The organism is Bradyrhizobium sp. CCBAU 53338 (assembly GCF_015291665.1).
Lineage (GTDB): Bacteria > Pseudomonadota > Alphaproteobacteria > Rhizobiales > Xanthobacteraceae > Bradyrhizobium.
Map to the genome: position 1 here is coordinate 3,688,921 of NZ_CP030048.1, position 22,734 is coordinate 3,711,654.

At 62.9% G+C, this 22,734-nt stretch carries 25 protein-coding genes and 1 tRNA gene; 22 read left to right on the forward strand and 4 right to left on the reverse strand.

Going from position 1 to position 22,734, the window contains the following annotated elements; all coding sequences use genetic code 11:
* Positions 1–61 precede the first annotated feature (61 nt).
* From XH90_RS17300 to XH90_RS17340, 9 genes are all read left to right on the forward strand, one after another.
* Complete coding sequence (locus XH90_RS17300; protein ID WP_194475584.1) at positions 62–1,012, forward strand: hypothetical protein; 951 nt, start codon at positions 62–64, stop codon at positions 1,010–1,012.
* Positions 1,013–1,359: 347 nt separating this feature from the next.
* The gene (locus XH90_RS17305; RefSeq protein WP_194475585.1) at positions 1,360–1,638 is read left to right on the forward strand and encodes a hypothetical protein; all 279 of its coding nucleotides are present in this window, start codon (positions 1,360–1,362) and stop codon (positions 1,636–1,638) included.
* A 3-nt stretch (positions 1,639–1,641) separates the two neighbouring features.
* Complete coding sequence (locus tag XH90_RS17310) at positions 1,642–1,866, forward strand: LuxR C-terminal-related transcriptional regulator (protein WP_194475586.1); 225 nt, start codon at positions 1,642–1,644, stop codon at positions 1,864–1,866.
* Positions 1,867–2,022: 156 nt separating this feature from the next.
* Complete coding sequence (locus tag XH90_RS17315; protein ID WP_194475587.1) at positions 2,023–2,742, forward strand: MerR family transcriptional regulator; 720 nt, start codon at positions 2,023–2,025, stop codon at positions 2,740–2,742.
* A 52-nt stretch (positions 2,743–2,794) separates the two neighbouring features.
* The gene (locus XH90_RS17320; protein ID WP_210348695.1) at positions 2,795–3,487 is read left to right on the forward strand and encodes a DUF3102 domain-containing protein; all 693 of its coding nucleotides are present in this window, start codon (positions 2,795–2,797) and stop codon (positions 3,485–3,487) included.
* Positions 3,488–3,565: 78 nt separating this feature from the next.
* On the forward strand, positions 3,566–3,742 hold the full coding sequence (locus XH90_RS17325; protein WP_194475589.1) for a hypothetical protein: 177 nt from the start codon (positions 3,566–3,568) through the stop codon (positions 3,740–3,742).
* A 107-nt stretch (positions 3,743–3,849) separates the two neighbouring features.
* The gene (locus tag XH90_RS17330) at positions 3,850–4,011 is read left to right on the forward strand and encodes a DNA-binding protein (protein WP_194475590.1); all 162 of its coding nucleotides are present in this window, start codon (positions 3,850–3,852) and stop codon (positions 4,009–4,011) included.
* Complete coding sequence (locus XH90_RS17335; protein WP_194475591.1) at positions 4,011–4,292, forward strand: hypothetical protein; 282 nt, start codon at positions 4,011–4,013, stop codon at positions 4,290–4,292. The genes XH90_RS17330 and XH90_RS17335 overlap by 1 nt, the downstream gene beginning before the upstream one ends.
* Positions 4,289–5,443 (forward strand): tyrosine-type recombinase/integrase, encoded by a 1,155-nt coding sequence (locus XH90_RS17340; RefSeq protein WP_194475592.1) that lies wholly within the window; start codon positions 4,289–4,291, stop codon positions 5,441–5,443. Before XH90_RS17335 ends, XH90_RS17340 begins: the two co-directional genes overlap by 4 nt.
* A 107-nt stretch (positions 5,444–5,550) precedes the next feature.
* Here XH90_RS17340 and XH90_RS17345 read toward each other — a convergent pair.
* Positions 5,551–5,627, reverse strand: a tRNA-Asp gene (locus XH90_RS17345).
* Between the two features lie 201 nt (positions 5,628–5,828).
* On the opposite strand from XH90_RS17345, the gene XH90_RS17350 reads away from it, so the two are divergent.
* The gene (locus tag XH90_RS17350; protein WP_194475593.1) at positions 5,829–8,054 is read left to right on the forward strand and encodes a glycosyltransferase family 41 protein; all 2,226 of its coding nucleotides are present in this window, start codon (positions 5,829–5,831) and stop codon (positions 8,052–8,054) included.
* 95 nt (positions 8,055–8,149) lie between these two features.
* On the opposite strand, the gene XH90_RS17355 is transcribed toward XH90_RS17350, so the two are convergent.
* Positions 8,150–8,353: a hypothetical protein gene (locus XH90_RS17355; protein WP_194475594.1), complete on the reverse strand. Its 204-nt coding sequence runs from the start codon at positions 8,351–8,353 to the stop codon at positions 8,150–8,152.
* A 236-nt stretch (positions 8,354–8,589) separates the two neighbouring features.
* On the opposite strand from XH90_RS17355, the gene XH90_RS17360 reads away from it, so the two are divergent.
* On the forward strand, positions 8,590–9,492 hold the full coding sequence (locus tag XH90_RS17360; RefSeq protein WP_246755515.1) for an alpha/beta fold hydrolase: 903 nt from the start codon (positions 8,590–8,592) through the stop codon (positions 9,490–9,492).
* A 6-nt stretch (positions 9,493–9,498) separates the two neighbouring features.
* Here XH90_RS17360 and XH90_RS17365 read toward each other — a convergent pair whose 3' ends face one another.
* Positions 9,499–10,791, reverse strand: a complete 1,293-nt coding sequence (locus XH90_RS17365) for an MFS transporter (protein WP_194475595.1) — start codon at positions 10,789–10,791, stop codon at positions 9,499–9,501.
* 54 nt (positions 10,792–10,845) lie between these two features.
* A complete protein-coding gene (locus XH90_RS17370; protein WP_194475596.1) occupies positions 10,846–12,036 on the reverse strand; it encodes an aromatic ring-hydroxylating dioxygenase subunit alpha in 1,191 nt (396 codons plus the stop codon).
* A 194-nt stretch (positions 12,037–12,230) separates the two neighbouring features.
* Between XH90_RS17370 and XH90_RS17375 the strand changes: the two genes are divergently transcribed.
* From XH90_RS17375 to nuoF, 11 genes are all read left to right on the forward strand, one after another.
* Positions 12,231–12,746, forward strand: coding sequence for a MarR family winged helix-turn-helix transcriptional regulator (locus XH90_RS17375; protein WP_194475597.1), 516 nt, complete (start codon positions 12,231–12,233; stop codon positions 12,744–12,746).
* Positions 12,747–12,940: 194 nt separating this feature from the next.
* Positions 12,941–15,190 carry a TonB-dependent siderophore receptor gene (locus XH90_RS17380; RefSeq protein ID WP_194475598.1) on the forward strand — a complete coding sequence of 750 codons (2,250 nt, stop codon included), beginning with the start codon at positions 12,941–12,943 and terminating at the stop codon, positions 15,188–15,190.
* 34 nt (positions 15,191–15,224) lie between these two features.
* Positions 15,225–16,358 (forward strand): PepSY domain-containing protein, encoded by a 1,134-nt coding sequence (locus XH90_RS17385; protein WP_194475599.1) that lies wholly within the window; start codon positions 15,225–15,227, stop codon positions 16,356–16,358.
* Positions 16,359–16,836: 478 nt separating this feature from the next.
* The gene (locus XH90_RS17390) at positions 16,837–17,202 is read left to right on the forward strand and encodes an NADH-quinone oxidoreductase subunit A (protein WP_092290902.1); all 366 of its coding nucleotides are present in this window, start codon (positions 16,837–16,839) and stop codon (positions 17,200–17,202) included.
* Entirely contained in the window at positions 17,193–17,780 is a 588-nt protein-coding gene (locus XH90_RS17395) for an NADH-quinone oxidoreductase subunit B family protein (protein ID WP_194475600.1), read from the forward strand. Before XH90_RS17390 ends, XH90_RS17395 begins: the two co-directional genes overlap by 10 nt.
* Positions 17,781–17,791: 11 nt before the next feature.
* A complete protein-coding gene (locus XH90_RS17400) occupies positions 17,792–18,403 on the forward strand; it encodes an NADH-quinone oxidoreductase subunit C (protein ID WP_194475601.1) in 612 nt (203 codons plus the stop codon).
* Positions 18,404–18,405: 2 nt separating this feature from the next.
* Positions 18,406–19,602, forward strand: coding sequence for an NADH-quinone oxidoreductase subunit D (locus XH90_RS17405; protein WP_194475602.1), 1,197 nt, complete (start codon positions 18,406–18,408; stop codon positions 19,600–19,602).
* The gene (locus XH90_RS17410; RefSeq protein ID WP_194475603.1) at positions 19,602–20,564 is read left to right on the forward strand and encodes an FkbM family methyltransferase; all 963 of its coding nucleotides are present in this window, start codon (positions 19,602–19,604) and stop codon (positions 20,562–20,564) included. The genes XH90_RS17405 and XH90_RS17410 overlap by 1 nt, the downstream gene beginning before the upstream one ends.
* A 10-nt stretch (positions 20,565–20,574) precedes the next feature.
* Positions 20,575–21,186 (forward strand): NADH-quinone oxidoreductase subunit NuoE, encoded by a 612-nt coding sequence (nuoE, locus tag XH90_RS17415; RefSeq protein WP_194475604.1) that lies wholly within the window; start codon positions 20,575–20,577, stop codon positions 21,184–21,186.
* Positions 21,186–21,389, forward strand: a complete 204-nt coding sequence (locus tag XH90_RS17420) for a hypothetical protein (protein ID WP_194475605.1) — start codon at positions 21,186–21,188, stop codon at positions 21,387–21,389. Before nuoE ends, XH90_RS17420 begins: the two co-directional genes overlap by 1 nt.
* Positions 21,390–21,404: 15 nt before the next feature.
* Complete coding sequence (gene nuoF / locus XH90_RS17425; protein ID WP_194475606.1) at positions 21,405–22,730, forward strand: NADH-quinone oxidoreductase subunit NuoF; 1,326 nt, start codon at positions 21,405–21,407, stop codon at positions 22,728–22,730.
* The last annotated feature ends 4 nt before the right edge of the window (positions 22,731–22,734 follow it).

The following is a 22,734-nucleotide window of genomic DNA, read 5'->3' on the forward strand; positions in this document are numbered from 1 at the left end:
GGCTCGCCCCGACTCAGGCGCGCCCTTCCGCAGCGCATTTCCGCGCTTTGTGGAGGCGAGCATGTCCCGTGTCCAAAAATTCCGTTCACATGAGGAGCGTAGCGCGGCGCGCCGGAAGTGGATGGGTGTCCCTCCAGGCATGACCGAAGACCTCGCCGCCGAGTTCATGCGGCGGCTAACAGCAGGCGAGACGCTACGAAGGATCACGTCCGGCAATAAACGATGTGGGCCGGCTCTGGTTACGCCACAACGTTTCAAGAAGCATTGCGAATTGCACCCTGCTTGGGCGATCGAAGCAAGGCGTCTTGCCAAAATCAACGAAAAGGCGGCGGACGCGCTCAAGTCCCCCAAACTGTACAAGCTATGCTGTAAACACGGCCACTCGCTGGATCTAAGATATACGTACCATAGATACGGCTACATTTGTCGAGGTTGCCGCGGGTGCGATAGGCGTCGAAACGCTGCGGCCGGCATCCTCGAGCCAGGGCAAATCGAAAAAGCATCGGCTGCTTTGCGAAACGGAGCCACGATCAACCAGATCATCCACGGCCGTCCACCGGGAAGCGGCAACTACTACGATCGAACATTGATACTGATCCATCCTTCGGTTTTTTATCGCTATCGCCGAGCAAATCCTGAATTCAATCAGTTTGTGCTGGACACGATCGAAACCAGAGTTTGCCGGCGCAATCCAATATCGGCCGTCGCGTCTGGAACGTTCAGATACGAATGGGACCCCGCTGATGCTCATGTAATCCCCGGGCTGATACCCGATGGCTTCCCCGGCAAAGACGACGTGGTCCAATCGATCTTCGTCGAACTGATTGAGGGTCGTTTAGATCGAGGCCAACTGAAACAGCATATCAGGTGGTTTTTGAAGGATTACGATCGGCAGCATCCAGGGAAATTCGCAAAGTTTGGCAACAGCCCGCTCGTATCGCTGGACGAAGCCATGTTTGATGACGGACACGGCACCCGAGGCGACTACGTGACCCGCAGCCTCTGGGACTAGGCGCGCGAAAGCCGCCCCAGAGGGGCTTGGCAATCACTGCAAATCAGGAATACGGTGCAGGCGGAGCCTGAAAACTCCCGCTGAAAGCCCTTGCCGGGGCTGTTTGGCACCAGGGCGATGGCAGGGCGATCCTTGCCGGGATCAACTGTCGCCATCGAGACGTAGACGCGCTGGTTAGCCGCCAGCGTGAACGGCAGCACTATGCCGGGAAGGCGGCGGCTATACAAGACCCGCAAGGGGAAGGCCGTCGCGCGTCGTCTCTGGCGGCGTTTTCAGCTTCCCGGCGCCAGTGCTGCCCACTGGCACTCCGGTCCTGAAAAACCGGATTATGATCCAGAGAACCACCCATGCAAGCCATTGCAGAACTACGCCCAGAGCCCTCTGGCGACATCTCGCCCGACGCGGAGGCGAGCCTCAACGATCTTTCCAACGCATTCGAATGCGCGCGGACCATCTTCAACTACGCCACCATGCTAGGGGTGCTATTGGCGAGCCCGGACGCGGAAAATGCCGTCAGTGGCATGCACCAACTAATGCACGAGGTCCGTGATCTCGCGATGACGGTCCAGAACCTCCTCAACCGAGCGAGCGGCGGACGCCTTGATCCTACCAGCAGGGAGGGGTGAGCCATGAAGGCAAAGCTTACCAAGCGCCAGCATCAGGTTATCCGGCTCATTGTCGAAGGCCTCACAAGCAAGCAGATTGCGAGAAAGTTGGAGCTTTCGCACCGCACCGTCGAGTCTCACCGGCAAAATGCCTATCGCAGGCTCGGGGTGCACAACGTCGCTGGGATGATACGCTGCATCATCGCCTTTGGTGCAGAAGCCAATCGCGCTCGCGCGCATCTGCATTAACGAGCTGTGGAAGCCCCCAAAAGGCCCGCCGGTTCACGCTGGCGGGCCACATTATTGTACCGAATTGGAAATTATTCACTTGGCAGCAAATATCATTTGACACTTCCAAATGTTCGAGCGAAACTCCCCCTCGACGCGCCACCGTAGGATTGTCAGATGCAGACGACGGATTTGTCAGATTTTCGGTGGCTTTGGCCGCTGCACGAAAACGATAGGCTGGAGTTCGCGGCAAAAGACGTTTGCCGACTTACAGGCATTGCTGCGCATTCCCTGCAGAATTGGGCCAACCGTGGTCTGCTAGACTTTTCCGGAAAATCAAATCCCGGAAAGGGTGGTGCTCGGCTCTATTCAAAAAAGGCTGTGCTCATCATCAGATTTGCTCAAGAGATGATCACGCTTGGCTTTGAGCCATCGATGGCCCTTGCTGTGGGTATGCTGATTGATCTCAAGCTATCGTTGGGGATTGCCAAGGCGGGGCGGCGGCATGACGCAACGCAGTTCGTATACGGTGCGACCGCTATAATTCACCGCAAACCAAGTGCGCCGGCGACAGCCCTCTCTGAGGGCAATAGCGAGGTAGAGCACCTTGAGTCTGAATACAATAAGCTAGGGTATGCAGTCGAAATATATGCTCGACGGGGCGAGGAGACCGATTTCGGTATTCCACTAAAAGCATTCAATCCGAGCCTTGGCGCAGCCCTTATTGTGAACGTCGGCGAACTCATCATGCAGGTTCAGAAAAAGGTGCTGCCCGATTGGCGCCGTTGGATCGAGCAGTTCAACGCGATGGACGAAGCCGCCAGAGCTACTGAAAGCGACAGAGCGAGATCTGCGCCAACTGTGAAGAGACGCTCTCGCAAGGTGCGAATTGGTTAGGTCTGTCTCTATGCATCTCGCCGCGACCCGAACTGAGCCGGCAATTCTTGGCGTGAATGATCTCACGCCGAGAGCGTTTGACTATGGTGATATGCCATCGGTCGAAACCACCGTCCTGCGCGCGCAGGCTGCTCGCATCCGTAAGCTGAACAAGTCCGTGATGGCGTCGATCATCGAGATCGGCAACGACTTGATTGCGGCGAAGCAAAAATTACCACACGGCAGCTTCGCGCGCTGGATCGAGTCCGAATGCGGCTTTTCGGACAAGACAGCCCAAAACTACATGGGCGCCGCTCGGCTCGCCGAGGGGAAAACCGAACTCATTTCGCTTTTGGCGCCGGCCGTCGCCTACAAGCTTGCTGCTAAGAGTGCCCCGCCGCCCGCCGTCGCGAATGTCATTGACCGCCTCTCCAGGGGCGAGCGCGTCTCTGAGATAGATGTCGAGACCGAGATCATCAACGCCCGGACCAAGCAGTTCGTCGCGGCGAAAAAGGAGGCGACGCAAAAGCAACGAGCGGCCTCCATTAAGGCCAACCGCGACTGGAAGGCGGGGCAAGCTGCTCGTGAGGAGGCGGCGAGAGTGCGGCGAGAGAAATACGAGGCAGCGGCGAAGGCGATTTCGGCCCGTCTGGGCTCCGAGACGGTGGCCTGGCTATTGAGCACCATGAAGGATGCGGGCCAGGGCGACATATGGGACTCAGCAACTACAATCCTATCGCTGCTGGAAGAGGGCGGGGGTCACTAATGTCCAGGGGCGCGCAGACGTTCAAGCAGGGTGATGTCACCAAGGCGCTGAAAGGCGCAGCGGCTGGGTGGATTGAGCGTGAAGCGCGTCGAAATCGACTCTCAGGGAAAAATCATTCTGATTGCGGGCGAGGGGCTGCAATCTAGCGCCTCTGGCAACGAGTGGGACGCCGTGACGGATGCGGCCTCGGTCTTGGCGATCGTAAACCTCGCGGAGATCGTCAGGCGCGCCGTGGCGCTGTTTGCAGTGCAGTGACGGCATCCGTCATCGCCCGGAGTTAGATGGGGTTGAACCCGGGTCCGGAAGAGAACTAGCGTTTCCGCATTGATTTGCTGCCACCCTGACGACAAGGAGAATGCAAAATGATGGGACGGGAAGACATCGAGCGCGTCATGTTGAGAATCCCGCGCGACATGAAGGCTTGGCTCGCCGGTCAGGCGCACAAGAATTGCAGCTCGCAAAACTACGAAATCGTGCGTGCCATCCGCCTAATGATGGAAGTCGAGCAGAGGGGCGCCGCCTGATGTCGCGCCGCTTCCATGTCATCCCAGGGGACGTGCCCGATCATGTCGCGGCGCGTCGCATGGGCATGACAATGGAAGCATTCATCGTCGCTCTGCCGAACTTGCTTTCGCGCGGCTTCCCGAAAGCAGATCCAGACACCGGGAATTTTGACCTCGACGCGATCGATGCGTGGCGTCGGCTTCGACATCCGCATCTCTATGGTGGCCGCGGCGAGTTTGCCGCCCGAGATGCCTCGACCGTAGTTGAAGACAGACTTGCGGCTCTGAGGGGGAAGTCATGACCAGCGTGAAGGTCCGACACTACGTCGTGAAGCGCGGCAAGGGCTTCTGGCAGCCGACACGCAGGATGAAGTCGCTAGGTTTCGGATCAGTGCCGTGCGGTCCTGATGGGCCTGGTGCATGGGCCGTTGCCGAGGAATGGAATCGGCGCTGGGATCAGACGAGGTCCGGCGCGTCACCGTCGCCGGCAATGGTCTCGGCTCAAAATCTGTCGTTCGAGAATTCGGAGGAGTTGACCGTCTATCCACCTCGGTCTCTCGGCGATGCATTCAGAAGATACCGCAAGACCGAGGAATGGAGTCGCAAGGCGAAACGAACGCGTGAGGACTGGTGGCGCGGCTGGAAGCGCATCAAGCCAGTCTTCGGCGATGTCGATCCGAAAACAGTTCGCCTGGATGATGTCTCAGCCTGGCGGAAGTACGTCGAGGAGACCGTATCACTACAGGAGGCGCATCGGGCTCTAAAGATCTGGCGCGCAATGTGGAAGGTCGCAGCAGCGCTCCATTTTTGCACGCGCGACGACGATCCGTCGCTGGCGGTGCGCAACTCCGCTCCCAAGGGCCGCTCAGCGAAATGGGCCGAGGGCGAGATCGCCCGGTTAGCCAAGCGAGCGTGGCGCATGGGCTACTATGGCCTCGCTGCGGCAATGGGCGTCGCCTGGGACACGCAGATGAGTCCCGGCGATGTGCGCGCCCTGCGCGCCTCTCAGGTCGCGACGGCGGGGCCGGGGACGCTGTTCTTTACCGAGCGCGGCAAGACCGGTGTGCCGGTTGGTGGCCTGCTCAGCGCGCGGTCTATGCGGCTTCTGGAGGCCTATCTGGAGAAGCTCGGCACCGAGCTGACCCGCGACGCCTACATTTTCCGGAACCGCTCAGGCCAGCCCTACAGCAAGGATACCCTAGGCGACGATTTCCGGACGGTTCGAGCGGCTGAGTTCGGCCAGCTGGAGCGCAGGATGCTGGGGCACGACTTCCGCCGATCCGGCGCCGTCGAGGCCATTGCAGGCGACGCCACGCCGGCGGCGCTGGCTCACGCGATGGGCAACACCCTGAGCGTCTCGAACACCCTGTTCGCCACCTATGTCCCGGTCAACGCGGCGACCATCAAGGCCGTTGCTGAAGCCAGGAAAAAGGGGCGCCGAGTATTGCGTTGAGTGAACAAAAAGGGCGCAAAAGTTGGAACGCGCCGGCCCTGAAGGTTGGAACAGCGAATGTCGAGAGAAACTAGGTATCTGGAAGTGATTGAAGATGTTGCCAAAAATGGCGCGAGAGACGGGGCTCGAACCCGCGACCTCCGGCGTGACAGGCCGGCGCTCTAACCAACTGAGCTACTCCCGCGTGACGCGTTGATGTCCGCGCGGAACGAGGGGGGACTTAAAGGGGGGACATGGTGAAGTCAAGGACGTTGCGTTCACGGGGGGCCAAACGCCTGTTGGAAGCGGAACGGGACCGTATCGCTACGGCCGGGCGACGGCTTCGGGGCTCCGAATCAATCAATGGTGTTACAAGCTCCACAGGCAATTTCCGGGGACATCAGGCTTGACCGTCGGCTCGCGCGCCTTCCAGAACGCAAGGCTCCAGAAGAAATTCAAGAAGGACGCTGATGCCGCGCTGGCGGCGGCCCATCAGGCCTATGCCAACGGGCGGCTCGCCGACGTCGAGACGCTGTGCCGGCGGATCCTCGAGGTGCTTCCGGATCAATTCGACACGCTGCATTTGCTCGGGGTCTGTCTCAGCGCCGATCCGAAGCGGCTCGACGAGGCCGAGCAGGTCCTGCGCGCAGCGATCGCGGTCAGCCCGCGCGCGGCCAACGTCTATTGCGATCTCGGCACGGTGCTGTTCGACCTCAAGCGCTATGAGGACGCCCGGGCCTGCCAGGAGAAGGGGATCGCGCTCAATCCGAACTTCGCAATGGCCCTGACCAATCTCGGCAACACGCTGATGCATCTGGCGCTGCCGCTGGAGGCGATCGGACTGCACGAGCGCGCCATCCGCCTGAAGCCCGACTATGCCGACGCCTATTGCAATCGCGGCATGGTCGAGCTGCGGATCTGGCACTCCGAGCAAGCCTTGCAGAGCTTCGAGCGCGCACTTGCGTTTCAGCCGAACCATCAGGAGGCCCTGGCCGGCCGCGGCATGGCCTTGCTGGAGATGCGCAATTACGCCGACGCGGAAGCTGCCCTGAACACCGCCCTGGCGATGAAGCCGAACAACGCCAAGGTCCTGGCCCATCGGGCGCGGCTCCATCTCCGGCTGATGCGCCTCGAACAAGCCGAACGCGATGTCGAGGCGGCGCTCGCGCTTGCGCCGACGCTCGAGCTGGCGCTACGCGAAAAGGCACTCGTCAGTCTCTTGCTGCACAAGCCGACACAGGCGATGGCGGCCTGCCAGAAGCTGCTCGAGCAGAATCCAAAGTCGGAAATCGCGGTCAGCTTGATGGGATCGTGCTTCGCCAGCTTCGGCGAAATTGCGACCGCGCTCGAGCATTTCGATCGGGCGCTGGAGCTCAAGCCCGACTTTGAGGATGCGATCAACAGGAAGATCTTCGCGCTCGACTTCCTGCCCGAAGCTGATTTCGCGATGTTGCAGGCCGCGCGCAAATACTGGTGGGACAACATCGGCGGCAGGATTCCGCCACGAAGGCTTCAGCCGCGCAACCTCGATCCCGACAGGCGTCTGGTTGTGGGCTACGTCTCAGCCGATTTCAGGCGCCACTCGGCCGCGTACATCTTCATGCCGGTGCTGCGCCACGGCGATCACGCCCATTTCGAGATCGTCTGCTATTCGTCATCTCCGCTTCAGGACGAGATGACCGACGAATTCCGCTCGTTCGCGGACCGCTGGGTCGATGCGGTATCGATGACCGACGAACAGTTGGGGGATCGCATCGAGGCCGATGGGATCGACATCCTGGTCGATCTCTCCGGTCATTCTGCCGGCGCTCGCCTCGGGATGTTCTCGCGCAAGCCAGCGCCGATCCAGGTCTCGGCCTGGGGGGCGCCGACCGGCACGGGCCTGAAGACCATGGACTATATCTTTGCGGACCCGGTCGCGATTCCGGAAAGCGCGCGGCCGGAGTTCGCCGAGCAGATCCACGATCTGCCGTGCATGCTGACGATGTCGGAGCCCGCACCGGCTTTGTACCGTCCGGACTTGCCGATGCTGCGCAATGGCTACGTCACCTTCGGCACTTTCAACCGGATCGACAAGATTTCGAACGAGGTGCTGCCGGTGTGGTCACGGCTGCTGCTGGAGCTGCCGGGATCGAAGCTCGTCATCAAGCACACTGCGCTCGACGACACCGGACTCCGCGACGGCCTGATCGCCCGTTTTGTCGAACAGGGCGTCAGCCCCGATAGCTTGGTCTGCCTCGGGGCGAGTGTTCGCGAGGAGCATCTTGGGGAATATGCAGGGATCGACATCTCGCTCGACCCGTTTCCGCAGAACGGCGGCGCGGGTACCTGGGAATCCCTCCATATGGGCGTGCCCGTGATCGCCAAGCTCGGCCGGACGACCTCGGCACGGGCGGCCGGCGGCATCGTCAAGGCGATCGGGCTGGACGACTGGGTCGTGGAGAACGACGAAGCCTACATCGCGGTCGCAAAGCGATTTGCGGCAGACCCGGCCGGGCTGGCCGCGCTGCGGCAGGAGCTGCCGGCCCGGATCGCCGCCTCGGCGGCGGGCAATGGCGTCACCTACACCCGCCACGTGGAGGCGGCCTACCGCCAGTTCTGGCGGGACTATTGCGCCGCTCAGGCTCGTTGATTCAATGGCTTGGCCTGAGCTCTTGAGACTCTGGCCAAAAGCAAAAGGCCGCCCCTAGGCGGCCGTTCGTCTCAAACCGGACCTTTTCCCCGCGACTAGCGGAATTCGGACATACCCGAACTCGTGATCACCACCGGCTTGCCGGCCTTGATCACATGGGTGGACTGGGCGGTCTGGCTGAAATCGGCATTGGTGCGGGCTGCAATTCCGAAGGCGGCGACTGCGATGCCGGCCACCAGCGCCACCACCACGATCTTCAGGTGGGTACCCCGATCTGCAGAGTGAATTGAGTGGTTCATCGAAGCCTCCCGACGGGCTTTGGCGCCGTCTGTAGGCTCATGTCTTAAGGAGCATCTGTTTCCGGATCGTTTCGCGGGTTCCGCAAAATGGTTTCATCTTGCGATTTGGCTGGTTTCATCGTCCGCCCCCGGGCGGCCTTACCTGCCGCGTAATCGCGGCGGCCGCACCCCTTCATCATGATCGTTTTCGTCGGCCGCCACCGTCAGGCCGAGCGATCCGGCAAGGGAGAAGCACGATGAACCGTCAAAATGTCCTCGAAGCCACGTTGCTTGGCACCGCCTTGGCGGCGGCGTCGGGTGCCGGCGCGCCCGCAGCCCAGCCGGTTGCCCGATCGCCGTTTGTCACGGCCGGGGACGGCACAAGGCTGTTCGTGCAGGACTGGGGCAGCGGCAAGCCGGTGCTGCTGCTGACGGCCTGGACCTTCGATGCCAGCACCTGGGGCAGCCAGATTGCGGCCCTCAACGAAAGAGGCTTCCGCTGTATCGCGCCCGACCGGCGCGGGCACGGTCGCTCAGAGATGCCGTCTGCAGGCTATGATCTGGACACGCTGACCGACGACGTTGCGGCCGTGATCGAGGCGCGCGACCTGCGCGATGTGACGCTAGTCGGTTTCTCGATGGGGACGACCGAGGCGGTGAACTACCTGGCGCGATACGGCTCGGACCGGATCGCAAAGCTGGTGCTGGTGGCGCCGACGACGCCGTTCCTGGTCAAGACCGAGGACAATCCAGACGCGGTCCCGAAGGCCATGATCGAGGCCGACAATGCGGCCGTCGCACGCGACTTCGCGAAGTGGATCGCGGCCAACGAAGCGCCGTTCTTCACATCAGATACGCCGGAGATCACGCGGACCTGGATCCGCGAGATGATGCTGAGCGTGCCGCTGCCGGTGGCGCTGGCATGCCGCAAGACCATCGCGTTCGCCGATCTGCGCGCGGCTGCCGCCAGGATCGACCGCCCGACGCTGATCCTCCACGGCGACAAGGATGCCAGCGCGCCGCTGCAATTGACGGGTGCCAAGACCGCGAAGCTGATCAAAGGCAGCAAGCTTGTTGTCTACGAGGGCGCGCCGCACCCGCTGCCGCTGACGCATGGCGAGAGGCTGATTGCGGACATGCTCGCTTTCATGAGCGTCTAGGCGCTCCTAGCTTGCGCGGTTGATGTCGGCGCGGATGGTCCGTGCCGCCCAGACGAACAGCAGGGCGCCGAGCGTGGTCGTGACTGCCGCCGAGAGCAGGGAATAGCGCACGGCGTCCGCGCCGTAGCTGCCCTTCAGCATGTCATTGACCACGCCGACGGCGAGCGGGCCGACGCCCTGGCCGAAGCAGGTCGCGGTGAGCGCGATCAGGGCGGAGGCGAGCGCGCGCATGCTCGGCTTTGCCACCGTCTGCGCGATCGCGAAGATCGGCCCGAGATGGAAGCCGACCAGGAACGAGGTCAGCGCCAGCATCGCGACCATCATCTTGAAGTCCTGCGTCAGCATGCAGAGCGCAAAGACGGGGCCGGCGAGGCCAGAGGTGATCGCCGGCGCCCACAGATTCCAGCGGTCGTCGCGCCGGCTCACTCGCGCCACAACGAAGCCGCCAAGCAGTGTCCCGGCCATGCCGGCGAGGCCTTTGAACGTGCCCGCATAGGTGCCGATCTCGGCGCTCGACAGATGGTGCACGCGCGCCAGGAACGGCGGGATCCAGGCCGCGGTTGCGTAATTGGTGTAGGTGGTGAGGCAGAAGCCGATCAGCACGATGACAAAACTTTGCTGCGAGGCGAGAAAGCGGAGCGTAGCCCCGAGTGGTTCAGGCACGAAGCTTTCCTGCATCGCGCCGCGCTTCGGCTCCGAGATGGTCAGCCACACGACCAAGGCGAGCAGGATGCCCGGCACCCCGGCGACATAGAAGGCCATCCGCCAGCCATAGTGCTGGTTGACGTAGCCGCCGACGAAATAGCCCAGAAAGACGCCGAGATAGGTGCCGATGGCGTAGATGCCGAGCGCGCGCGGGCGCTCGTTCTTGGCAAAGAGGTCGGCGACGATCGATTGCGAGGCGGGGGAGCCTGCGGACTCGCCGATGCCGACGCCAATTCTGGCGAGTGCCAGCGAGGTCACGCTCGAGGCGGCGCCGCACAGCGCCGTCATCGCGCTCCAGAACGCGAAGGCGAGCGCCACGATGTTGCGGCGGTTGAGCCGGTCGGCGACGCGCGCGATGGGAATGCCGAGCAGGGAGTAGAACAGCGCGAAGCCGAAGCCCGCGAGCAGGCCCATCATGGTGTCGCTGAGGTGAAACTCCTTCTTGATCGGCTCGATCAGGACGTTGAAGATCGTGCGGTCGAGGAAGTTCAGCGCGTAGATGATGGTGAGCAGGCCCAGCACGTAATAACGCCGCGCCGCGGGTTTCTCCGCGGCGGTCGCCTGCACCGACATCTGTGACGTCACATCGACCATCGCTTCCCCCAATTGTCTTTGTTGTTGTCGTTGTTCAGCCCTCGTTCGGGCTGTCTAGCCTTCGCGGATGTAATTCCCCGCTTCGAACTCCACTTGCGGCACGTTGGCGTCGAAGGAGATGCCGATCGGGTCACGGCCCGCTTCCATCGCTTCCAGTTGCTCTGCCAGCATGCGCCGGATCATCAGAATGCCGCGGTCGCTCTGGCCGAAATGCTCCTCGGAATGCACCGTGACCGGACCCTGGCCGACCTGGGCCTCGTAGTCGCCGGGGAATTGCTGGTGCTCTTCCTCCGTCATGTCCCACCAGAATTTTCCGTTGAATTTCGAGCGCATGCGGCCGATGTCGCCTGCATTCTTGACGCGGCCGGCAACGTAGATGCGGAAAGACGTGTCGTCGATCGGCAGTGTCCAGCCGATCGATTCCACTCGGGCGAACTGTGCGACGCGCGGATTCGGCACGACGCGCAAGGTAGGGAGGGCGGCTTCGGTGACGCGATAAAACACTTTGCCGTCATCCTGCTTGCGGATCGAGCGCACGGCAATGCCGCGCGGCGTCTTGTCGAACTTCACCTCCGGCATCGACGCCATCATGTTGGTGAACTGCGGTCCCGAGAACGAGCCGTGCAGCACCGGCACGTGATAGGGATCGACCACGTTCTCGAAATGCTGAAGCCAGTTGCAGGGAATGACCGCAGGGCCGCCGCCGCCGATCGAGGAATCATCGGCCTCGACGAACTCGCCGTCGTCCATGTTTTCCAGGCACTCGTAGCGCGGCAGCACCGGGCGTTTCTCCGCCGGGCCCATATAGGCGAAGATCAGCCCGTAGCGCTCCTCGACCGGGTACCAGGGCTGGCGCGCCTTGTCCTTGAACTGGCCGCCGTCGGGCTCGCAAGGCTGCTCCAGGCAATGGCCCTCGGTGTCGAACTTCCAGCCGTGATAGCAGCAGCGGATGCCGTCCTCTTCGACCTTGCCATAATAGAGCGTGGTGCCGCGGTGGCAGCAGCGGGCGTGGAGCAGGCCGACGCGGCCGAGCCTGTCGCGGAAAAGGATCAGGTCTTCACCGAGAGCGCGCACCTTCTTCGGTGTGTCGGTGGCGTCGCTGACGAGCCCGACCGGGTGCCAGTAGCGGCGGAGCAACTCGCCCATCGGTGTGCCGCGCACGACCGAAGTGAGCTCGGTGCGTGTGTGCGCTGGCTTCATCGCATAGGCCGTGCCGAGATCGCGATCCCGCTGGGTGATCGTCATGCTTGTTCCTCCCGCCGCTGGCCTTGTTGGCCGGGTCGTTTTCGGTGCGTCGACCAAGTGAAAGATAATTCGATGACAATGTCAACGATCTTCCGATGTGCCTCTTCATCGCATTCGGAACAGGTTGGGGAGGTTGCGCTACCAAGGCCCTACGAAGACTTGGCACGTGTTGGCTTTCTTGGCAGAGGTGGACCATGAGCCAGACATCGAGCAGGGACCAGCACGACGCGTCCGATGCGGGCGACAATCATTCACCTGCGCCGATCACCGTGATGCTGTCATCACGGCTGATGGTGCTGGCGAACCTGCTCAAGCGCGGTGCAATCCTGCGCTACAAGCGTCTCGCCGGATTGTCCTCGGTCGAGTTCGGGCTTGTCGCCTCGCTCGGCCGGCGGCCGCCGATGAGCGTGGCCCGGCTCGCCGAAGCCGTCGGTCAGGACAAGGGCCAGATCAGCCGTGCGCTGGCTGAGTTGGTCTCGCGCAGGCTGATTGCGAAGTCTGCGAATCCGAAAGACAGCCGCGAGGTTCTGGTGTCGCTGACGCCTGCGGGCCTCGCCGCGCATGATGTCATCGTCGAAGGCGCACAGGAGCGCAATCGGATGCTGCTCGAGCAATTGAGCAAGGACGAGCTCGAGACGCTGCTCGCGCAGATCGATCGTCTCACCGCGACTGCCGAAGCGATGCTCGAAGCCGAGAAGGTTGCGCGCTGATCGCCAGGAGATATTCAATGTCATCTCCCGACATTTTGGAGCATCTCTAAGAGACGCTCTAAGAGTGCTTCTAAGAGCCTTTCAATTAGGGATATCGCGCGCGCTGCCCTAAGCGTCACCGCAACGCATGCCGTCCCGGACAGGCGGCATGACGATCAGATGCACATTGGGGTGGCGCGTTGAACAGTCTTGGAATGCTGCGGTCGGCCGTATTGTCGACCGCGTCTGCTTTGGTTTTGATGCCGCAGGCATCGCCCGCACAATCGTCGGTGCAGAATGGTGCGCAGAGCCTGCCGCCGGTGACGATCGCAGCGCCCGAGCAGCGTCGTCGCACCGCCGCACCCGCGCCACGGCGAACGCAGCGAGAGGCGCAGACCGCGAACAAGCGAAGACCGCAGCCGCAACGCGATGTCGGCGTCGTCGAGAATCCGCGCGGCCCGGTGCAGGGCTATGTCGCCCGCCGCAGTTCGTCCGGCACCAAGACCAACACGCCGATCATGCAGACGCCGCAGGCGGTGTCGGTGATCGGCGCCGAGCAGATCCGCGACCAGAAGCCGAACAAGCTCGACGAAGTGCTGCGCTACACCGCGGGTGTCCGCGCCGGCACGTTCGGGGCCGATACCCGCAACGACTGGTGGCTGATCCGCGGCTTCAAGTCCGATGACATCGGACTGTTCCTTGACGGCATGCAGCTGTTCTACACCTCCTATGCGAGCTGGAAGCTGCAGCCCTCCAACATGGAGCGGGTCGAGGTGCTGCGCGGTCCGTCGGCCGTGCTGTACGGCGGATCGAGCCCGAGCGGCATCGTCAACGTCATCAGCAAGATGCCGTCGACCGAGCCGGTTCGCTACATCGAGACCGGCGTCAACAATTTCGGCAACGCCTATGTGGGCTTCGACGTCGGCGGTCCCGTCGCGACGCAGCCTGGCAATGGCCAGTTGCTCTACCGCGTCGTCGGCCAGGTCCAGAACGGCGGCACGCAGGTCGACTTCACGCCCGACAACAATTACTTCATCGCGCCGTCCGTCACCTGGAAGCCCGATGCCGACACCACCTTCACGGTGCTGGCCTCGGCCTCGAAGCAGGACACCCGCGGCATCAACTTCCTGCCTTACCAGGGCACGGTGACCAACGCGCCGTTCGGCAAGGTTCCGACCGGCTTCTTCGCCGGCGATCCCAGCGTCGACAAGTTCACGCGCGAGCAGGAGATGCTCGGCTACCAGTTCGAACGCAGTCTCACCGACGATCTGACGTTCCGGCAGAATGCGCGCTTTGCGCATGTCGACTTGACCTATCGCGGCTACGTCGGCAGCGGCTGGACCGATGTCAATACGGCGACGCTCGGCCGCTACAATTGGTATGCGAAGGACACCGCCAACCAGGCTGATCTCGACAACCAGCTCGAATATCGCTTCGACACCGGTCCGGTGAAGCACACCATGCTGTTCGGGGTGGACCTGAAGGGCTACCAGATCGACGACTATCAGGCCTTCGGCTTCGGTGTGTCCTCGATCAACGTCCTCAATCCATCCTACGGGGCCGCCGAGGTTCCGCTGCCGACCTCGCCGTTCCGCAACTTTCTGATCACGCAGAAGCAGGCGGGCACCTACGTTCAGGACCAGATGAAGCTCGGCAATTTCACGGTGGTGCTGAGCGGGCGCAATGATTGGGTGGAGACGTCCCAGGCCGCGCGTGATACCGGCGCCCTTGTGAGCCAGCGCGACGACAGCAAGTTCAGCGGGCGCGCCGGGCTGATCTACAATTTCGACAACGGCATCGCGCCTTACGTCTCCTATTCGACGAGCTACAATCCGATCATCGGCCTCAACGCGCAGAACCAGCTGTTCCTGCCGGAGACCGGCCGGCAGGCCGAGATCGGCGTGAAGGTCGCGCCGAAAGGATTTGACGGCTACTTCACCGCGTCGGTGTTCGACTTGAAGCGCCAGAACGTGGCGACCACCGATCCCGCGAATGTCCTGTTGCAGAACCAGACCGGCGAGGTGACCTCGCGTGGCATCGAGCTCGAAGCGGTGGCCAACGCCACCAAGGAGCTGAAGCTGATCGGCGCCTTCACCGCCTATCATCTCTTCACCAGCAAGGACCTCGATCAGTCCCTGATCGGCAAGACGCCGACCAACACGCCGGAGATGCTGATCTCGGGATGGGCGGACTACACCTTCAAGGACGGGCCGCTGGATGGATTTGGTTTCGGCGGCGGCGTTCGTTACGTCGGCTCGTCCTGGGCCGACGCCGCCAACACGCTGGAAGTGCCCGCCGTCGTGCTCGGCGATCTCGCGGTTCACTACGAATGGCAGAACTGGCGCACCGCCATCAACGTGATCAACCTGACCGACAAGATCTACGTCGCGAGCTGCGCCTCGGCCTCGTCCTGCTTCTACGGCGACCGCCGCCGCGTCACCGCGAGCGTCTCCTACAAATGGTGAGGCGAACGGTGAGGCTCGGCGAGGGGAGGGTTTTGTGAAGGCGGGCACGGTCAGGCTCTGGTCGGTGGTCCACACCTGGACCAGCCTGGTCTCGACCCTGTTCCTGCTCTTGCTCTGCCTGACCGGCCTGCCGCTGATCTTTCATCACGAGATTGATGAGCTCCTGGGCTACGCCCCCCAGCCCGAAGCTCATGCGAGCGCGGCGCGCGCGACGCCCCAAGTCGTCGCCGATGCCGCGCTCGCCGCCGATCCCGGCAAGGTGTTGCAGTATGTTTCCTGGGACAAGGACGAGCCCGGGATCGTGACAGCCTTCACCAACAGCGCGCCTGACGGAGCGCCCGACAACGCCACCGTGCGTGCCTTCGACGCCGTCTCGGCGAAGTTGCTCGGGCCGATCGGTGTCGGGCCGATGCTGATCGTGCTCAAGCTGCACACCGACATGTTTGCGGGCCAGGCCGGAAAGCTGTTTCTCGGCGCGATGGGGCTGCTGTTTGCGGTCGCCATCGTCTCCGGCGTGGTCCTGTACTGGCCGTTCACTCGCCGCCTGCGCTTTGCAACCATTCGCAACAGCGCCGCGCGTCGGGTCCGCTGGCTCGACTGGCACAATCTGATCGGCGTGGTGACGGTGGCCTGGGCGCTGGTCGTGGGCCTGACCGGCGTCGTCAACACCTGGGCCGAGCTGATGCTGGGCCAGTGGAAGGCGACCGAGCTCGCCAGCATGGTCGCGCCCTATGCCGGTAAGCCGCCGCCGGTACATCTCGCCTCGCTCGACGATGTCGTCGCGCGCGCGAGGCTGGCCGCGCCCGGCATGGAGGTCGCCTTCATCGCGTTTCCGGGCACGCCGTTCACGTCCTCGCACCATTATGCAGCTTTCATGCGCGGGGACACGGCCTTGACCGCCCGGCTGCTCAAGCCGGTCCTGCTCGACGGCGAAACGGGAGAGGTCACCGACGTCAGGGCTCTGCCGCTCTATCTCCAGGCGCTGCTGATCTCGCAGCCGCTGCATTTCGGTGATTATGGCGGCATGCCGCTCAAGGTGATCTGGGCCGCGCTCGATGGGCTCACCATCGTCGTGATCGGCAGCGGCCTCTATCTCCGGCTGGCACGGTGGAAGAAGGTGCCCGGCCGTCGTGACGCATTCGCCAGGCGAGCCCAGGTTCCGTCGTGATGCATGGCTCCTCTGACCGCGCGCGGCTGTGGATACGTGTTTTTGCGCCACCTGGCCTGCTCGCGGCCGCGACCATAACGGGTCTGCTGGCCGCGCTGCTCTGGGAAAGGAGCGGCCAGTATGTCGCCTGGGTGACAGTCGGGGCCCCGGTCGCGGTCGTTGCCTGGGTTTGGGTGCGTCGCCGCACCGAAGAAACCTAGCCATTTTCGGCGACGATCCGGGGCAAATAGCGTCCGTGGCCGGTCCGCCGCAATCTCAGAACTGCTGCCCTGCAAAACCGCGGCCGCCCTTGTCGCGTCAGGCGAGTTGCTTCATACCAGCCGCGGGGTGATTCCGGGATTTCCACCGGTCTGGGAGCAGCAAAGGGCCTGAAAAGAGCGTGTCTTGCGCCCATTGGTGCACTGCGCTAAGGCTCAGAATAATTCCAAATCGGACGAATCCGTGGCTGTCCCGAGGCTGCGGGAAAAAGGGCTCGTCAATGAGCGGCATTCTACAGAACTATCTTCCACTCGTCGTATTCATAGGGGTAGCTGCCATCATCGGCCTGGTGCTGCTGATCGCGCCCTTCATCGTCGCTTTCCAGCAGCCGGACCCGGAAAAGCTGTCGGCGTATGAGTGCGGTTTCAACGCCTTCGACGACGCCCGCATGAAGTTCGACGTCCGCTTCTATCTGGTCGCCATCCTCTTCATCATCTTCGACCTCGAGGTGGCGTTCCTGTTTCCCTGGGCGGTGGCGTTCGGCAAACTTGGCGCGACCGGCTTCTGGTCCATGCTGGTGTTCCTCGCCGTGCTGACGGTGGGCTTCGCCTACGAATGGAAGAAAGGGGCACTCGAATGGGATTGAACCCTGCAACGTCCGCCGGTCCGGCCATCGCGCCGGCCCCCAAGGGCATTTTGGATCCGTCGACCGGCAAGCCGGTCGGGGCCAATGATCCGTTCTTCCTCGAGGTCAATCACGAACTGTCCGACAAGGGCTTCTTCGTGGCCGCGACCGACGACCTCATCACCTGGGCCCGTACCGGCTCGCTGATGTGGATGACCTTCGGCCTGGCCTGCTGCGCCGTCGAGATGATGCAGGTGTCGATGCCGCGCTACGACGTCGAGCGCTTCGGCTTCGCGCCGCGTGCCTCGCCGCGCCAGTCCGACGTGATGATCGTCGCCGGCACGCTGACCAACAAGATGGCTCCGGCGCTGCGCAAGGTCTACGACCAGATGCCCGAGCCGCGTTACGTCATCTCGATGGGCTCCTGCGCCAATGGCGGCGGCTACTACCACTATTCCTACTCGGTGGTGCGCGGCTGCGACCGCATCGTGCCGATCGACATCTACGTGCCGGGCTGCCCGCCCACGGCGGAAGCGCTGCTCTACGGCGTGCTGCTGCTGCAGAAGAAGATCCGCCGCACCGGCACCATCGAACGCTAAGGTTTTACGTCATGGACGACGCCAAGCTCGACGCCCTGGGGCAGACGATCGTGAGCGCGCTTCCGGGCGCGGCCCTCGGTTATCAGGTGGCCTTCAACCAGCTGACGGTTGATGTCGAGGCCGGCAAGATCGTCGAGGTGGTCAAGTACCTCCGCGACGATCCGAACTGCCGTTTCGTCAACTTCACCGACATCACAGCCGCCGACTATCCGTCGCGCGAGAAGCGCTTCGACGTGATCTATCACTTCCTGTCACCGACCCTGAACACGCGCATCCGCCTCAAGGCCCAGGCCGACGAGACCACGCAGGTGCCGTCGCTGATCGAGGTGTTCCCGGGCGCCGACTGGTTCGAGCGCGAGGCCTACGACCTCTACGGCGTGTTCTTCGTCGGTCACCCCGACATGCGCCGCATCCTCACCGACTACGGTTTCGAGGGACATCCGCTGCGCAAGGACTTCCCGCTGACTGGCTTCCTCGAGGTCCGCTACGACGACCAGGAGAAGCGCGTGGTGTACGAGCCTGTCCGGCTCAACCAGGAATTCCGCAAGTTCGATTTCCTCTCGCCATGGGAAGGGGCGGACTATCCGCTTCCCGGTGACGAGAAGGCGGAACCGAAGGCCTGATCATGAACGAGCAACCTGAACAGCTTCGCAACTTCACCATCAATTTCGGCCCGCAGCATCCTGCGGCCCACGGTGTGTTGCGCCTCGTGCTCGAATTGGACGGCGAAGTCGTCGCCCGCGTCGATCCCCATATCGGCCTGCTTCACCGCGGCACCGAGAAGCTGATCGAGCAGAAGACCTATCTGCAGGCGATCCCTTATTTCGACCGGCTCGATTATGTCGCGCCGATGAACCAGGAGCACGCCTTCTGCCTCGCCGCCGAGAAGCTGCTCGGCATCGAGGTGCCGCGCCGCGGCCAGTTGATCCGCGTGCTCTATTGCGAGATCGGCCGCATTCTCTCTCACCTTCTCAACGTCACCACGCAGGCGATGGACGTCGGCGCGCTGACCCCGCCGCTGTGGGGCTTCGAAGAGCGCGAGAAGCTGATGGTGTTCTACGAGCGTGCCTCGGGCAGCCGTATGCACGCGGCCTTCTTCCGCGTCGGCGGCGTGCATCAGGACCTGCCGCAGAAGCTGGTCGACGACATCGAGGCCTGGTGCGATCCGTTCCTCAAAGTCGTCGACGACCTCGACCGTCTGCTCACAGCCAATCGCATCTTCAAGCAGCGCAACGTCGACATCGGCGTGGTGCCGCTGAAGGAGGCCTGGGAGTGGGGCTTCTCCGGCGTGATGGTGCGCGGCTCGGGCGCGGCCTGGGACCTGCGCAAGTCGCAGCCCTATGAGTGCTACGCCGAGATGGATTTCGACATTCCGATCGGCAAGAACGGCGACTGCTACGACCGCTACCTGATCCGCATGGAAGAGATGCGCCAGTCCGTGCGCATCATGAAGCAATGCATCCAGAAGCTGAATGCGCCTGACGGGAAGGGGCCTGTGGTCGTCGAAGACAACAAGGTCGCCCCGCCGCGCCGCGGCGAGATGAAGCGCTCGATGGAAGCGCTGATCCACCACTTCAAGCTCTACACCGAAGGCGTTCACGTGCCGGAAGGCGAAGTCTACGCCGCGGTCGAGGCGCCCAAGGGCGAGTTCGGCGTCTATCTGATCTCCGACGGCACCAACAAGCCGTACAAGTGCAAGATCCGCGCGCCGGGCTTTGCCCATCTGCAGGCGATGGACCACATCTGCCGCGGCCATCTGCTCGCCGACGTTTCGGCCATCCTTGGTTCGCTCGACATCGTGTTCGGAGAGGTCGATCGGTGATGGCGCAGGCGCCAATCCAGTTTGACCGTGCCTCGGGGGCCCTTGAAGGGGCCAACCTGTGGGAGCGGACGGCTGCCTTGGCGCTGGTGACGGGATCGAAGATCTCCTCGCACTTCTCGCACATGGGCTACATCGCCTGCGCCAATTTGCTGGCGAAGACGCTGCCCAAGCGGAACATCGCGATCAAGCTCAATCCGGACGCCGTGTTCGAATTCCCCTATGGCGACGGCTATTGGAGCAAGCTGCTCAACCGCTCCTATAACTACGAAGACGAGCTGGAGCTGCTGTTCTCGGACTCCATCGATGTCGACTACACGCTGCTCGATTGCGGCGCGAACTACGGCTATTGGTCGGTACTGGTGTCGAGCAAGCCGTTCGGCGCGCACAAGGCGATCGCGATCGAGCCGTCGGGCCAGAACTACCCGAAGCTCGCCAACAACGCCCGCGTCAATGGCAATCGCTTCGAGACCATGAAGTGCGCGATCGGCGCTGCCCGCGGCACCGCGCGTCTGTCAGGGACCAAGCACGAGGCCTTCAGCATCGCCGGCGCGCCGTCGGATGGTGGCGAGGAAGTGCCGGTGCTCGCGCTGGATAACCTCATCGACGACGGCAAGGTCTCGGCATCGGGCAAATACCTGATCAAGCTCGACGTCGAGGGCGTCGAGATCGAGGCGATCAAGGGCGGCGCCCGGCTGCTCCAGACCGACAGCGTCATCATGTGCGAGGAGCACGGCAGCGACCGTTCGCATGCGGTGTCGCGCTTCATCCTCGAGCAGACCCCCTTGAAGCTGATCGTGCTCGATCCGCGCACCAACCGGCTGGAGACCGTGACCGAGCTGTCGATCCTCGACCGCATCAAGGTCTCGACCCATGTCGGCTACAACGTTTTCGGTACCGCAAGCGCGTTCTGGCAGGGCAGGATCGATGCCCTGAATGCGAAAACCGCGCGCCGTATGCAGTGAGAGATAAGATATGTCCGTTCGCCGATTAGCGCCCAAGGAAGTCCAACCCGCGAGCTTTGCGTTCACGGACGAGAACCTTGCTTTCGCCAAGCAGCAGATCGCGAAATATCCGGCCGGACGCCAGGCCTCGGCCGTCATCGCCATCCTCTGGCGCGTTCAGGAACAGCACGAGGGCTGGGTCTCGGAAGCTGCGATCCGCGCCGTCGCCGATCTGCTCGACATGCCCTATATCCGCGTGCTCGAGGTCGCGACCTTCTACACGATGTTCCAGCTCGCTCCCGTCGGCAAGAAGGCCCACGTCCAGGTCTGCGGCACCACACCGTGCCGCCTGCGCGGCGCCGAGGATCTCATCCACGTCTGCGAGACCCGCATCCATCACGATCCCTTCCATCTCTCCAAGGACGGCAATTTCAGCTGGGAGGAGGTGGAGTGCCTGGGCGCCTGCGTGAACGCGCCGATGGTGTTGATCGGCAAGGACACCTATGAGGACCTGACCAAGGAGAGCTTCGGCAAGGTGCTCGACGGCTTTGCCTCGGGTAATCCGCCCAAGCCCGGTCCGCAGAACGGCCGCCAGTTCTCCGCACCGATGGGCGGGCCGACCACGCTGAAGGAGACCTCCTGATGGGTCTTCCGTCCAAAGCGAACCGGGGGAGCGAAGCCGTGAAGAAAATGGGCTTCATCGCCATGCACTCCGCGCTCGCGGCCGCCTTCATGTTCCTGCTGCAGCGCTTCGTGATGAACGCGACGCAGGAAACCAGTCTGCTCTGGGCGCTGACCTTCGCCGTCTGCGCCGCCGGGCTTGCCTACAAGCAGGCCAACCGTTGATCGGAAAGCACTGATATGCTCGAGGACAAGGACCGCATCTTCAAGAACCTCTACGGCCTCCATGATTGGGGTCTCGAGGGCGCGCGGCGCCGCGGCGCCTGGGATGGTACGAAGAATATCATCGACAAGGGCCGCGACTGGATCATCAACGAGATGAAGGCCTCGGGCCTGCGCGGGCGCGGTGGCGCCGGCTTCCCGACCGGCCTGAAATGGTCGTTCATGCCGAAGGAATCGACCGACGGCCGGCCGAGCTATCTCGTCGTCAATGCCGACGAATCCGAACCCGGCACCTGCAAGGATCGCGAGATCATGCGGCACGATCCGCATCTCCTGATCGAAGGCTGCCTGATCGCGAGCTGTGCGATGAACGCGCATGCCTGCTACATCTATGTTCGCGGCGAGTTCATCCGCGAGCGCGAGCATCTCCAGGCCGCGATCGACCAGGCCTATGAGGCCAAGCTCGTCGGCAAGGACAACGTCAACGGCTGGCCGTTCGACATCTACGTCGCGCACGGCGCCGGCGCCTACATCTGCGGCGAAGAGACCGCGCTGCTCGAAAGCCTCGAAGGCAAGAAGGGCCAGCCGCGCCTGAAGCCGCCGTTCCCGGCGAATGTCGGCCTGTTCGGTTGCCCGACCACCGTCAACAACGTCGAGTCCATCGCGGTTGCGCCCGACATTCTGCGCCGCGGCGCCGCATGGTTCGCCGGCATCGGCCGTCCGAACAACGTCGGCACCAAGCTCTTCTGCATCTCCGGCCATGTCGAGCGGCCCTGCAACGTCGAAGAGGCCATGGGCATTCCGTTCCGTGAGCTGATCGACAAGCATTGCGGCGGCATTCGCGGCGGCTGGGACAACCTCAAAGCCGTGATCCCAGGCGGCTCGTCGGTACGCATGGTGCCGGCCGAGCAGATCATCGACACGCCGATGGATTTCGACTCCTTGAGCAAGTTGCGCTCGGGCCTCGGCACTGCGGCCGTGATCGTGATGGACAAGTCGACCGATTTGATCCGCGCCATCGCCCGCATTTCGTACTTCTACAAGCACGAGAGCTGTGGCCAGTGCACGCCGTGCCGCGAGGGCACCGGCTGGATGTGGCGCGTGCTCACCCGCATGGCCGACGGTCGTGCGCACAAGCGCGAAATCGACATGCTGTTAGAGGTGACAAAACAGGTCGAAGGCCACACCATCTGCGCGCTCGGCGACGCAGCCGCGTGGCCGATCCAGGGCCTGATCGCGCATTTCCGCCACGAGATCGAAGCGCGTATCGACCAGTATTCGCATAAGGCCGACATCGACGATGCCGGCGTCCGCGATCCCGTGAACATGGTCGCGGCGGAGTAAGAGA